We start from the raw sequence: 13,865 nt of genomic DNA on the forward strand, positions 1-13,865 counted from the left end.
GTAGAGCGCCGATCCATTGCCGGCTACTTCTACAGTCAGAGCTATCCGATAGCTTACCTGTATGAAAGGTCTCGCGCTATGCCGTCCGGCTCGCGGACTTCGCCGATCGGTGCGTTACCAGCAACTGTAACCGCCATCGGCCAGGACGATGCTGCCGGTCATCAGGCTGGCCGCATCCGACGCGAGGAATGCAACGATCGACGCAACTTCTTCGGGTTCGCCAAGCCGACCTTGCGGCGTGCCGTCAATCCAGCGCTTGTACATTTCGCCCTCGCGATCCGCGAAGCTGTTGAGGACGGTGTTGATATAGGTCGGGGCGACCGCGTTGACGCGGACGCCGCGTGGCGCCCATTCGGCAGCGAGGCTCTTGGTGAGCTGGTGCACTGCGGCCTTCGACGCGTTGTAATAGCTCTGCGGTTGCGGCCGGTTGACGATGAAACCGCTCATCGACCCGACATTGACGATCGCGCCCTTCCCCGCCGCCAGCATGTGCCGGCCAAAGGCGCGCGCGCACCAGAAGGTGCCGTTGAGATTGACGTCGAGCACGTTCAGCCAATGCTCGTTGGCGACGTCTTCCGCTGGGGTTTCACTGCGCGCGATGCCGGCATTGTTGACGAGGATGTCGATCGCCCCGAGCTGATCGGCGACCATGGTGACGCGTGCCGAGTCGGTCACGTCCATCGCGATGCCGTCGACCGCATAGCCCTTGTCCGCGAGCGCCGCCTGTCCGGCTACAATCGCCGCCTCGTCGCGGTCGGCGATCGTTACGTGCGCGCCCATCTCCGCCAGCGCTTCGGCACACGCCAGGCCGACCCCCGCCGCGCCACCCGTCACGAGCGCACGGCGGCCGGTCAGCTTCAGTCGTTCGAGATACATCGTCGGTCCTCAAGGCAGGAAGGGTGCGGCCGGCATGACGGGCTCGTGCCGCGCCTCCTGCCGGACAAGCGAATAGACCTGCCGTGTTTCGGCATCGAATTCGACCCAGGGCAGGCGGCCGTCGGTCGCGAACCGGATCCATAGCGCGTGAATCCGTTCGGCAAGATCCTGCGGCGGATTGGGTCCGCAAAGACCCTGCTCGCCGGTGGCACACGCCAGGGTGTCGAACACGAACGGCAGCTCCATGCCGTGCGAGGCCCCAAGCTCGCCGCTGAACATCGGCGAGCGCCAATCGAACTCGTACATGTGCGTGCGCCCCTTGTGCGCCTCGGCAAAGCGCCGCGCGGGCCAGCGGAAGACGAGATCGTTCATCGCATCGGTCAGCGCCTGCCCCGGCTTCTTGCCCTTCGTCCCGATCCCGTACGCCTTCAGCACTTTGCGCGCATGCGGTTGCGACTTGTGGAGGACATAGGTGGCGAGCAACCGTCCGATCTTGTCGCGCACGCCGGTGGGGACGAGATACAGGTTCATCTCCTCCGCATTGGTGCCGATCAGCAGGTCCACCTGCGCGCCCGCGCCGTTCGCCAGCGCATCGAGCGGACGCCGCGGCAGCACGTCGTCGCCGTGGACGGGGACGAAGCGGCTGATCCCGAACACCGGTTCGTGGCCCGCTTCGTCGCGCAGATCGATCCGCGCGGTCGGTGCAGATACCGCCTCGACCGCGTCGATCAATGCGTCGTACGGCACGCTGCTAAAGCCGGTCGCGTCGGGGGTGATCTTCAGGATCTTGGCCAGCTTCTTTACCAGTCGCTGCATCACCGGGACCGAGCGCGTCATCCCGCCATGGCCGCTCTGGACGATCGCGCGCCGGAACAATCCCTTGGCGAGCGGCGAGGCGATCAGGTCCGCGATTGCCATAGCACCTGCGGACTCACCGAACACGGTGACGTTGTCCGGATCGCCGCCGAACGCGGTGATGCCGTCCCGTACCCATGTCAGCGCCGCGATCATGTCGCGCAGCCCAAGGTTGGTCGGCACGCCCGGGATCGGCAGGAAGCCGTCCACGCCCATCCGGTAATTGATTGCGACGCAGATCACGCCGTCTCGCGCGAACGTGCTGCCGTCCTGCACCGGCGCATCCTTGCTGCCGATCACGAACCCGCCGCCGTGGATGAACACCATCACCGGCAGGCTAGTCCGGTCGTCGTCGGGCCGCCAGATATTCGCCGTCAGATACTCGTCGCCCGGCATCCAGCCCTCGCCGATCAGCGGTACGGTATCGAGGCCTGGGAACGCCTTGGTCCGCTGCGGCGCATTGGGGCCGGTCACCGTCGCGTCGCGTACGCCTGACCACGGCACGACCGGTTGTGGAGGCGCGAACCGGTTCGCACCCACCGGCGCCGCGGCGTAGGGCACGCCGAGGAACCGCCGCACGTCGCCCGCGGCACTCCCCTGCACGATACCGGCGGCGGTCGAGACGATGGGTTGGCTCACGATGTTCTCTCCTCCCGATCCGCAACCGCGGTCGGAGGACAAAGGTAGCAGTCCGGCAACGCACGTCGCGAACTCACGTTATGCGCATCGTTGCTTTTATCGTGCAGTCCGGTGGGCCGACAAGCGCCCCCGTTACCAGGCCCCGGTCCCGGTCGCGCACTGCTGGTATTCGGCGATGCGCCGTCGGGTCGCCGGCGATGTTGTCTCCGGCAGGTCGTCCAGCGGGAACCAGCCGGCCTGTTCGATCTCCCGAAGGTCAGCACGGTCTAGTATCCCGCTCGCCGCGGTTCGCACGACGAAGATCACGATGTGGTCGTCCTTGCCCTCCCCGCGGCTGTGATAGACGCCCAGTACTCGCTCGATCACCGGGTCAGCGATCGCCACTTCCTCGGCAAGCTCGCGCGCCAGCGCAGCGACCGTGCTCTCGCCTTTCTTCACGCCGCCGCCCGGCAGATACCAGTGATCGGCATAGGTATGCCGTACCAGCGCGACCCGCCCGTCCCGGTCCAGCAACAGCGCACGAACACCGATCGTCCGCGGCTTGCCGATCCGCCATACGAGCCTCGCTATCCTGCCGATCAATCGATGAGGTACACCCACGCTTCTATCCCTCTGCGTTTGTCGACTCGTCCCAAAGTACCCGGGAACTTGGTTTACGCCCGATGGCGTTGGGAGGCACAACCAAGCAGCGGACGGGCACAGCGAATGGTTTTGTAGCTCGCTCCGAATGCGGTCAGATGGAAATGGCTTCTCCGACATCCTGATCACGGGAGCAATCCGCACCGACTTTAACCAGTGGCAGGGCCCATGACGCGACTTCAACGTGCGAACAACATAGCCGATCTGCGCCTGATGGCACGCAAACGGCTGCCGCGACCGATCTTCGACTATATCGACGGCGGCGCCGACGACGAAGTGTCGCTGCGCCGAAACGTCGGCGCGTTTGCGGACTACGAGCTGGTGCCGGACGTCCTGAACGACGTCTCGGAAATCCGGACCGGCACGACGCTGTTCGGACAGCCATCGCGCTGGCCGCTGATGCTGGCGCCGACAGGGCTTACCCGAATGTTCCACGGCCATGCCGAACTCGCCGTCGCGCGCGCGGCCGCACGCCACGGCATCCTCTACAGCCTGTCGACAATGGGAACGACGCGGCTGGAAGACCTTGCCCAGGCCTTCGCCGGACCGAAGGTTTTCCAGATCTATATTTTCAAGGACCGCGGCCTTACCGCAGAGTTCGTCGCTCGCTGCCGGGACGCAGGCTTCCACGGACTGGCGTTGACGGTCGACACACCTGTAGCCGGCAACCGCGAGCGAGACAGGCGTAGCGGACTGTCCCTGCCGCCCAAGCTGACACTGAAGTCGTTGCTGAGCTTCGCGCGTCATCCCTCATGGTCGCTGCCCGCGCTGACGGGGTCCAAATTCGATCTCGCGAACGTCAGCCACAAGATCGACGCGCTCGCGTCGGGGCCGATGAGCCTGTTCGATTATATCGGCGGCCAGTTCGATAGGTCGGTCGGTTGGCGCGATGTCGAATGGCTCGCCCGCGAGTGGAACGGGCCGCTCGCGATCAAGGGCGTGATGACGCCCGAGGACGCGCGACGTTCGATCGCGTCGGGCGCGACCGGCGTGATGGTATCGAACCACGGCGGACGCCAACTCGATGGAGCGCCTGCGCCAATCGATCAGATCGCCGCAGTACGTGACGCCGTCGGCGATGCGCCGGATGTGATCTGCGACGGCGGCATTCGGCGTGGCTCGGACATCGTGAAGGCGCTCGCACTGGGGGCGACCGCCTGTTCGATCGGGCGCCCTTATCTGTACGGCCTAGCGGCAGGCGGAGAGGCAGGCGTCAACCGCGCGCTGACGCTGCTGACCGAGGAGTTCGAGCGCACGATGACCCTAGCCGGCGTAAACGATCTCGCGACCCTTTCCCGCCGCCATGTTCGAGTTCGGGTAAACTCGCGCAATCCGGCGTAGCATTTTGAGAATACGTCGGAAATATCCGAGCCGACTGAAAATTTGGTCTATGCCGCGTCGGTCTAGAAGCTAGAACCGATTAATTAACAACATTGCACCGACAGTTCACGACTATGAACAGTCGTTCCGCAATCGCCCTGTCTCACCGTATGAGCGAACGTCAGCTTTCGCCACTTGAGCGCTTGAAAGCGGCTGTTCCGTTTTTCTTCCCACTCTGGTCATTCTGTTTTCGCCCACAATTGGGCGTGCCAGTTATCGCTTGGCACTCCCGCGATCTTTCGAGCGCCAATTGAAACTCGAAATTGGGCCTGTCGCTCTTCTCGAAAAGATCGACCAGGGACCGGGTATGTAATCTGCCGTCAACCCGGCGAGAGGCGCACGCGGCGTCGGTGCGGGCGCTTGGTGGAAGATCAAGCGTCCCTGTCCGCCCAAGCGCACAGGCGGCAAGTACACCGCTGTCATGCCCTGCGTCGGTGAATGCATCGCCTCTTGAGACGCGCAGGAAGCAAGCAGTAACATTAACAACGCGGCGATGGTTATTCCGTAATTCTTGCTAAGTTTAGACGTTCCATGGCTTAGCTTAACCATTTAGTCGGCTTCTACGGCTCTCACCCAGCCATAACAGCAGCAGATCGACTGACGTTACTGCATGGGCTCGCGGGCCTATAATCCTTTTACGGCCGGCAGGAACTATAAGCAGTCGCTCAAGTGGCGCTCATCGCCTCCCGAAACCTGCCGCTCGTTCAGTTGCGATTTTCGGATCTCTGTTCAGGTCGCAAACGGCTAGGCAGGCTTCAGGCGAGCCACGAGACTTCGCTGCTTTTGCGTGATAAGCTTAGTCTTGGACTACCGTTGCTCAGTGCCCAGTGCCTGTCCAATACCCTCGACCCAAGAATCTATAATTCCTCAGAACATTGGAAGACCTCGAGACAGTCCTGCGACGAAGCTGTACAGCGATACCACCTGACCGGCAGGGCAAACTAACTTTCAGGGAAACGAACATGAGCATGCCATCGGCTGCTTCGCCCCTGTCGATCGTCATCGATCGCGATCGACCTGTTCCAATCGCCGAACAGATAACGATAAATTTGCGCGAAGCGATCGTCGAGGGGCGGCTGGAGCCTGGCGCCCGGCTGCCATCATGGCTCGACATGGCGACTCAGCTTGGCGTCGCCCGAGGTACCGTCAGGACGGCGTACGAACGGCTGATCGATGAGTCGCTCGTGATATCCTCTGGCGCCGCCGGAACGCGTGTCGCGGAAAATCGATTATCCTGCCTGCCGCGGTTCATGTCGACATTCCGCGCCCGATGCAGGGGATCGAGCGCGGCTTCTATCTGAAGCCGCTCCCCTTCCAGATGGGCGTACCGGCCCAGGACGCTTTCCCGGCGAAACTCTGGTCACGGATGCGGACGAAGGCGGTGCGCGACGATGCGATGGCACCGGTTGGCCCTCCCGATCCGCGCGGCCATCCCGATCTTCGCGCGCAGATCGCAAGCTATCTGGCGATCGCGCGCGGTATTCGGTGCTTGCCCGACCAGATCATCCTGACAAGCGGCTACAAGAATGGCCTGAGCCTCGCGATTTTGACGTTGCAGGCACAAGGCCGCACCGCCTGGATGGAAGATCCGGGATTTCCGATGGCGCGGCGGGCGCTGGAACTCACCGGCATGTCGATCGCCTATGTCCCGGTCGACGCGGAGGGTATCCAGGTCGCCCGCGGGGTCGAGATCGCCCCCGACGCGGCGATCGCGGTGGTGACGGCGGGGCAGCAGGCGCCGACCGGAGTCGCCCTGTCGCCACGGCGCCGGCGGGAGCTCGTGGCGTGGGCAGTGCGCGAAGACGGCTGGATCATCGAGGATGATTACCTGAGCGAACTCCAGTTGTCGGGACGCGCAGTGCCGGCGTTCGCGGGGACCGATCCGAACGGCCGGGTGATCCATGTCGGCAGCTTTGGCAAGATGCTCAGCCCGGCGCTCGGCCTCGGGTTCGTCGTCGCGCCGCTGTCGCTCGCCGAGCGGTTTGGCGAGGTCGCAGCCTTCCTCAATCCCGCGCCGAATGCCACGACCCAACTCGCGCTGGCGGCCTTTCTCGCCGAGGGTCTGCTCATCTGTTACCCGGGGTATAACGGCTCGGGCTCGATCCTGCTCAAGAACGCCCTCGAATGGGGATCTCAGCCGACCTTCGGCACCGGCGGCCTTGCCCCTTTCCCCGACAAGATCGCAGCGATCATGTCCATTACCGAAGACGTCGAGAGCGGCGCGATCGCGCTGCAGCACCTTCGCACGATTCTCCAGCACATGGGTGTGATCGTGATGCCCGATGCACTCGTGTTCGCCGATGACGCGTTTGCCGCGGATCCGCTTCGCGATGCTTCGGTCGTGCCCCGCGTCCAGCGACAAGTGCGATTGCTGATCGATGCGTTGCTTGCGCAGCAGCATGGGACTGTGCGGACCCGGCCCCTTCGATGACCGCGAGAGCCCCGCGCATCGCCGCTTGGAGCATATCGGCCTTGCTCAGGCCAAGGCCGCCGCCTTGATGCACGATCGCCGCGCTGAGCAGGCTGTTCGCGATGTTCCGGGCGCGCTCGATCACGTGACCCCGTGCCGCCTCGGTTCCGATTTCGCCGAGCGTCTCCTCGAACAGCATGCGCCAATGGGCGAACTCGGCACGCCCGAGATCGGGAATGACGACGTGCTTGAGCATCGGATTTCCAGCGAATTCGCCCGAGCTGAACAGTATGGAACGCCAGAAGTGGTTCATTTGTACGAGATGCGGCGTCCAGTCGGCCACATGCGCGGCAAAGATCGGTCCGAGGACGTCGTCTAGCCGCACCTTGGCGTAGAACCGCTCGATCATTCGCGCGACAAAGGCCTCGTCGATACCGAGCGCCTCCGCATTTCGCCGCTTCGCGTCCCGTGCGGCTGTTGCATGCTGGGTTCCCGTCATGACTGGGTTTCCTTAAACGCGCCTGCACCGAACGACACGCTAATCGCGGGATCGTACCGGCGCGGCTTCAACATTGGCGATCTTCCATGAACCACCGGCGAGCGGCCGCAAATTATTGCCGCTCGCCGAACGATACCGGGTACGCCTCGGTGCGGGTCGCGAGCATCGGGTCGGCGGCAGCGATTCCGTCCGGCATCCGCCCCGGAAGGAATGTCAGCGCACGGTCGGCTTCGGCGGTGTTCGCAGCCAGCATTGCGATCGTGATCGTGCCCAGCTTTACCAGTTTCCGGCGCGACGGCCACGCGATCGACGGATCGTCAAGCAGGTCCCCGCGCTCGCTGAGCTGCGCATACCAGTCGAAGCGGACCGGCCCGTCCTTGAAGCGTTTGGCGATCTCAGGCTGCAGATAGTCAGGCGCCGGGCCCGCCCCGGTACCGAAATAATGCTCGCCCGCGGCGGGGACGAAGCGATAGCGCACCGGTCGCGCACGTCCATTGCGGTCGGTGAAAGTCACTGCATTGACCCCGAAATACGCCGTCGTCGCGTAACTCAGCGGCGCCGGGTGCTGCGTCGTCAGGAACGTCTTGGCATCTGGATGTGTGGCAAGAAACCCGTCGAGCGGCGTCGGTGCGGCAACCCCGGGACCACTCGTGCCGATCGCACGCAGCAGCGCGCCGAACTCCGTGGCGGTCCGGGTCGGGAACCCGTCGAAATTGTGCGTGACGATGTCGAGTGAAGGAGCGGCAGGCGACCCGAACTTTATCGCCATGCCACGTGGGTTGGCGCCGGGGTCATTGTCGGCAATGTTTGGAAAACCGGTAAAGTTCGAAAAGCGCACGATGACCGGCGTAGCATGCTCGAACAACGGCGCCCGGCTCAGCGATCGCGCGGCTCTCGTGGGCTCGAACCGACCCTCGAGAATGATACCCTTGGCGTGCACGGCGCGCGCGTGATGCTCGCCAAATGCGGTATGGAGATCCTCGACCAGGTCTCGCCCCGTTTCGACAGGCTTATCCTGTGCGGTCGCGTTCGCGGTCGCGGTGAGCAATAGCACCGTTGAAGCAGCCGAACGGAGGATGTTGCTGAGCGCTCTCGTGCAAAAGGAGCGTGACTGCGACGCCGCCAGGGTTTGGCTATTGACCTTCGACATGAGCAAATTCCCCTTCGCCTTACATCGGCGATGAGTCCTGAGTAGACTGCGTTTCCAAAACCGACAGGCCCAAGAACCTGCAAAACGACCGTACCATCGCCGATCGACGGCATGACCCACAGTCGGATTTACCGCTTCCTTCTCATCAGACCAACTTTAGGCGCTCGTTCATCTCCGCGACATTCTAAATTTGACACCAAGCTACCCGATTATGGATCTACATACCCTGGTTGTATTTCACCGATAGAGAGTCCTTGGCGGGCAAGACCCCATTTAAGACGTTCGCACACCATTTTCTGTTTTCGACTTCGCGCGCTCGTTCACGCCTGCATCAAAACTACTATGTAGCCGGCGCGGAAGCCCGAACCCTTGGCGGATATCAAATCCTACCTTTGTTGTGTATTGGCTGATCTCGCCCCCCCCGCCCGGGCCCCAGGATCAAAAGAGCCATCCCCGTACCACGCTGATACAGGTTCGGTGCAAACTGACCATCTAAGCTGTTCGAAAGGCTGGCTGTATTCGCTAGGGCACGGTCAGTTTCATGGCGGGCAGCCTCAGCCCGGCCGTGAGGCCTGTGGCGAAACGGGGACGAACGATGGCGAACGCAGCACCGATAACGGTCGATGGCAACCTGAACGACTGGACCGCCGGCGACCGCATCGATCGCGGGCTCGGCACCGGATACGCGATCTATGCGCGCAGCGACGGCGCGGACTTCGCGTTCGCGATCACCGCGCCCACCGCGATCGGCGCGAACACCACCGCGTGGCTCAACACCGATCGCAACGCGACCACCGGCTACCAGGTGTTCGGTTTCGCCGGTGGCGCCGAGTACAACGTCAACTTCGCGGCCGACGGCACCGTGTCGCTATACAACGGCGCGGCGGAGCAGACCCTCGTCGCCAGCGGCTTGCAGGCGGCGTGGTCCGCCGATCGCACCACCGTCGAGTTCAAGGTGCCCAAGACGGCGATCGGCAATCCGCAGGCGATCGACACGATCTACGACGTCAACGACACCGCGTTCCTGCCCGGCAATTATTCGAACCCCGCGTTCACCGTCTTCAACGACACCGGCATCGTCGCCGACCCGTCGCACCGGATCGCGATCGTCTGGTCCGATTCGACCGCCAACGCCTATTTCAGCAAGACCGCCTATTCGCACCTGTTCATGGCCGCGCAGTCCCAGGCGATGCAGGCCGGCGTGCCGTTCGACATCCTGACCGAAGGCGACCTCACCAGCCTCGCGACGCTCGCCAAATACGACACGATCGTCTTCCCGTCGTTCCGCAACGTCGAGACGAGCAAAGCGGACCTGATCGCGCAGACGCTGGAGCAGGCGACCAAGCAGTTCGGCATCGGCCTGGTCGCGGCGGGCGAGTTCATGACCAACGGCGCAGACAACACCGCGCTCGCCGGCGACTCGTATTCGCGGATGAAGCTGTTGTTCGACGCGACGCGCGTGACCGGCGGCTTCCCCGCCGACGTCACCGTCAAGGCGAGCGACGCATCGCACCTCGTGCTCGACGGCTACGCCGACGGGCAGGTCATCCGCCAATATACCGGCGTCGGCTGGAACGCGTTCACCAGCGTCAGCGGCACGGGCACGACGATCGCCACCGAGACGGTGAACGGCCAGACCTATTCGGCGGCGATCGCGACGCAGACCGGCGGCCGCAACGTACTGTTCTCGAGCGAAGCGGTGATGGCCGACGACAACCTGCTGCAGAAGGCGATCGATTACTCGGTCCACGGCGATACGCTGTCGGTCGGATTGCAGATGACCCGCCAGGCCGGGCTGTTCGCGTCGCGCGTCGACATGGACCAGAGCAAGCAGATCGAGGAGGTCAATCCGGCCGGCACCACGCCCGGGATCTACGACAAGCTGCTGCCGATCCTGACCGAGTGGAAGACCGCGTATAATTTCGTCGGCAGCTATTACGTCAATATCGGCAACGATCCGGCCAAGGGCGAGGCGACCGACTGGGCTGTGTCGCTGCCGGTGTACAAGGCGTTGCTCGATGCGGGCAACGAGATCGGCACGCACAGCTACACGCATCCGATGGACACCAACCTGCTGACCGATGCGCAGATCGCGTTCGAGTTCGGCCAGTCGCGCGCCGAGCTGGAAAAGCAGCTGAGCGCGTATCTCGGCAAGACCGTGACGGTCGGCGGTGCCGCGGTGCCGGGCGCACCCGAGCAGATCGCGACAAGTCAGGAGATCCTGAAATACGTGACGTATCTCAGCGGCGGCTATTCGGGCGTCGGCGCGGGCTATCCCAACGCGATCGGCTATATGACGCCGCAGAACGCCGCCGACGACAAGGTCTATCTGGCGCCGAACACGTCGTTCGACTTCTCGCTGATCGAGTTCCAGAAGAAGACCGTCGCCGAGGCCAGCGCGACCTGGGCGAAGGAATTCGGCGCGCTGACCGCGAATGCCGATGCTCCCGTCATCGTGTGGCCGTGGCATGACTATGGCCCGACGATGTGGGCCAGCGACGGCGCCACCAGCCTGTACACCAAGCAGATGTTCACGACTTTCATTGCGCAGGCCGCCGCCGCCGGCGTCGAGTTCGTGACGCTCGCCGATCTGGCGGGCCGGGTCAGCGCGTTCCAGAATGCGACGATCACCTCGACCGTGGTCGGCAACACGATCACCGCGACGGTCGGCGCGACCACCGGCACCTTCTCGCTCGGCGTCGACGGCCAGAGCAACGGCCAGGTGATCAAGGGCGTCGCCAACTGGTACGCGTATGACGCGGACACGGTGTTCCTGCCCAAGGCGGGCGGCACCTATGCGATAACGATGGGCGCGGTTGCCGACGACGTGACGCACATCACCGCGCTGCCGATGCGCGCGACGCTGACGACGCTGAGCGGCGACGGCCGTGACTTGGCGTTCACCGTCGAGGGCGAGGGCAAGGTGACCGTCGACCTCAAAGCGCCGGGCACCGACTGGACGACGCTGAGCGGTGGCAAGATCGCGAGCCAGATCGGCGAGATCCTGACGATCGACCTCGGCGCGATCGGCGTCCACGACGTCAAGATCGGCCATCAGGCCAATGTGGACCCCGTGCTGACCTCGTTCGGCGGCGGCACCACGGGCGCGCTGTCGATCGCTGAGAACGGCACCGCGCTGACCACGATCACCGCGACCGACGCGAACATCGTCTGGGGCGATTCGATCAAATATTCGATCGGTGCCGGCGGTGATGGCGCCAATTTCTCGATCGACGCGACCACTGGCGTGCTGAAGTTCGTCACCGCGCCCGATTACGAGGCACCGACCGACCTCAACCGCGACAATATCTACGGCGTGACAGTCGTTGCGACCGACGCGCGCGGCGCGATCGACACTCAGACGCTGACGATCGGGGTTACCGATATCGTCGGCATCACCAAGACGGGCACGATGTTCGCGGACACGATCACCGGCACCGGCGAGCAGGACGTGCTCGACGGCGGCTGGGGTAACGACGTGCTCAACGGGCTGGGCGGCAACGATCGCCTGATCGGTGGTCTCGGCAACGACACGCTTAACGGCGGCGCGGGCAACGACACGCTGATCGGTGGCGATGGCAAGGACGTGCTGAACGGTGGCGACGGCAACGACATCCTGATCGGTGGCGACGACATGGACTTCATGACCGGCGGCGCCGGCGCGGACATCTTCCGCTTCGAGGTGAAGGGCGACAGCCTGCCTTCGTCGTCGCGCGACGTCATCACCGACTTCACCGTCGGGCAGGACAAAATCGACCTGTCGATGATCGACGCCAACAGCTCGCTGTTCGCGCGCGGCGACCAGGCGTTCAGCTTCATCGGCACCACCGCGAAATTCTCCGCGGCGGGCCAGCTACGCTACAGCTACCAGATGATCGGTGGGAAGGAATTCACCGTCGTCGAAGGCAATACCGACAGCGGTTCGGCCGCCGATTTCTCGATCGCGCTGACCGGCCATCATGTCCTGACTGCGAACGATTTCTTCATGTAGTTCGCGACATAGGCCGGCAGTGTTATGGCGGGCATAGGCTTCCAATTAGCGAAAACCGCGCGGGAGGGCGGCGTCGGCGGGATTGTCGGCGCCGCCGCGTTCGGTGCGGTGATCAGCGCCGGGCCGTGGCTGATCACCGCGGTCGCGATGGCGATGCTCAACCACTGGTCGGGCGCGCATCTCGGCACCGATGGCGCGCGGACCGTGCAGACGATCCTGGTCTACGCGTTCAGCCTGTCCGCGCTCGCCGCGGCGCCGGTCGGCATCCTGGCGACGCGGATGGTCGCGGATCGCATTTTCGCACGCGATGCAGGCGGCGTGTCGGGGATCATGCTGGTGGCGCTCGCGATCGGCGGCGCGATCGCGCTGGGCGTCGGCGCGGTCGTGTATGGCATGCTCGCGCGGCTTCCCCTCGGCGAGGCGGCGCTCGCGACGCTGATCCTCGCGTGGCTGACGCAGGTCTGGATCGCCGCACCGCTACTCACCGCGCTTCGCCGTTACCGCGCGATCCCCCTCGCCTATCTGCTCGGCATCGGTTTCGCGACACTACTGCTGGCACTGTTGCCCAAGCTCGACGTCGTCACCGTGCTCGCCATCATCGCCGGCGGCATCGGCCTGACGCTGGCGGCGATCATGGTGGTGATCCGCCGGCATTTCTCCGCCCCGCCCGTCCTGCCGACGCGCGATGCGATGACGCCGCGGCTCGCCTGGATCGTCGCTGCGGCGGGGGTCGCCGGGGTCGCGGCGATCTGGATCGACAAATGGTTGTTATGGCTGGGGCCCGACAGCCTCCGCGCGATCGGCCTGTTGCGGCTCAATCCGATCAACGACCAGGGCAGCTTTCTCGGGCTGCTGACGATGGTGCCCGGCCTCACGCTGCTGCTGATCGTCACCGAGACGCGCTTCGATCGCGCGTTCGGCGACCTGATCGTGCGGTGTACCGGCACCTCTACGCTGCAACGGATCGAGGAGGCGCGCAGCGAGCTCGCGCGGACGATGTTCGACGGGCTGCGGATCATGCTGCTGGTGCAGGCGCTCGTCGCGGCGCTCGCCTGGGTGTTCGCGGTGCCGCTGTTCGACCTGATCGGGGCGGACGCGCGCGCGATCTTCACCTTTCGCCAGACCTCGCTCGGTACGGTCTTCCACCTCGTGGTGATCGCCGCGACCGTCGTGCTGGCCTATTACGACCTGTTCGGCCGGATCCTGCTGACCTGGAGCGCCTTCGCGGTCGGCAGTGCCATCGCGACACTGGCGCAATGGCATGCGGGGTTTGCCGCGTTCGGCTGGGGTTATATGGCGGGTGCGGTGGTCGGAGCGTCGGTCGGCATCGCGCTGGTCGCCGAAGCCACGGTGAGCCTCACCTATCTGCTGTTCGTCGGCAACAATCCCTCGGTTGTGGGGCACGGAGGGCGTCTGTTATGACGGG

The 13,865-nt window shown here is 64.3% G+C and carries 9 protein-coding genes; 5 read left to right on the forward strand and 4 right to left on the reverse strand.

All coding sequences use genetic code 11. The features are described from left to right. Nucleotides 1-114: 114 nt before the first annotated feature. The 3 genes from C8J46_RS14940 to C8J46_RS14950 all read right to left on the reverse strand — a co-directional run bounded on the left by C8J46_RS14940 (nucleotide 115) and on the right by C8J46_RS14950 (nucleotide 2,970). On the reverse strand, nucleotides 115-876 hold the full coding sequence (locus tag C8J46_RS14940; RefSeq protein WP_132740699.1) for a glucose 1-dehydrogenase: 762 nt from the start codon (nucleotides 874-876) through the stop codon (nucleotides 115-117). Between the two features lie 9 nt (nucleotides 877-885). Then, entirely contained in the window at nucleotides 886-2,370 is a 1,485-nt protein-coding gene (locus tag C8J46_RS14945; RefSeq protein ID WP_132740702.1) for a carboxylesterase family protein, read from the reverse strand. A gap of 132 nt (nucleotides 2,371-2,502) precedes the next feature. Further along, nucleotides 2,503-2,970, reverse strand: coding sequence for an NUDIX domain-containing protein (locus C8J46_RS14950; RefSeq protein ID WP_207894190.1), 468 nt, complete (start codon nucleotides 2,968-2,970; stop codon nucleotides 2,503-2,505). Nucleotides 2,971-3,177: 207 nt separating this feature from the next. Between C8J46_RS14950 and C8J46_RS14955 the strand changes: the two genes are divergently transcribed. From C8J46_RS14955 to C8J46_RS20885, 3 genes are all read left to right on the forward strand, one after another. After that, nucleotides 3,178-4,350 (forward strand): alpha-hydroxy acid oxidase, encoded by a 1,173-nt coding sequence (locus C8J46_RS14955; RefSeq protein WP_132740704.1) that lies wholly within the window; start codon nucleotides 3,178-3,180, stop codon nucleotides 4,348-4,350. Between the two features lie 1,309 nt (nucleotides 4,351-5,659). Continuing rightward, complete coding sequence (locus C8J46_RS14965; RefSeq protein WP_132740710.1) at nucleotides 5,660-6,820, forward strand: aminotransferase class I/II-fold pyridoxal phosphate-dependent enzyme; 1,161 nt, start codon at nucleotides 5,660-5,662, stop codon at nucleotides 6,818-6,820. Between the two features lie 25 nt (nucleotides 6,821-6,845). Continuing rightward, complete coding sequence (locus tag C8J46_RS20885; RefSeq protein WP_165886564.1) at nucleotides 6,846-7,178, forward strand: hypothetical protein; 333 nt, start codon at nucleotides 6,846-6,848, stop codon at nucleotides 7,176-7,178. A 232-nt stretch (nucleotides 7,179-7,410) separates the two neighbouring features. Here C8J46_RS20885 and C8J46_RS14975 read toward each other — a convergent pair whose 3' ends face one another. Then, entirely contained in the window at nucleotides 7,411-8,352 is a 942-nt protein-coding gene (locus tag C8J46_RS14975) for a catalase family peroxidase (RefSeq protein ID WP_243643416.1), read from the reverse strand. Nucleotides 8,353-9,043: 691 nt separating this feature from the next. Between C8J46_RS14975 and C8J46_RS21415 the strand changes: the two genes are divergently transcribed. Continuing rightward, nucleotides 9,044-12,439 (forward strand): cadherin domain-containing protein, encoded by a 3,396-nt coding sequence (locus tag C8J46_RS21415; RefSeq protein ID WP_165886565.1) that lies wholly within the window; start codon nucleotides 9,044-9,046, stop codon nucleotides 12,437-12,439. A gap of 24 nt (nucleotides 12,440-12,463) precedes the next feature. After that, nucleotides 12,464-13,861, forward strand: a complete 1,398-nt coding sequence (gene pelG, locus C8J46_RS14985; RefSeq protein ID WP_132740718.1) for an exopolysaccharide Pel transporter PelG — start codon at nucleotides 12,464-12,466, stop codon at nucleotides 13,859-13,861. The last annotated feature ends 4 nt before the right edge of the window (nucleotides 13,862-13,865 follow it).

The organism is Sphingomonas sp. PP-F2F-A104-K0414 (assembly GCF_004340945.1).
Taxonomy (GTDB): Bacteria; Pseudomonadota; Alphaproteobacteria; order Sphingomonadales; family Sphingomonadaceae; genus Sphingomonas.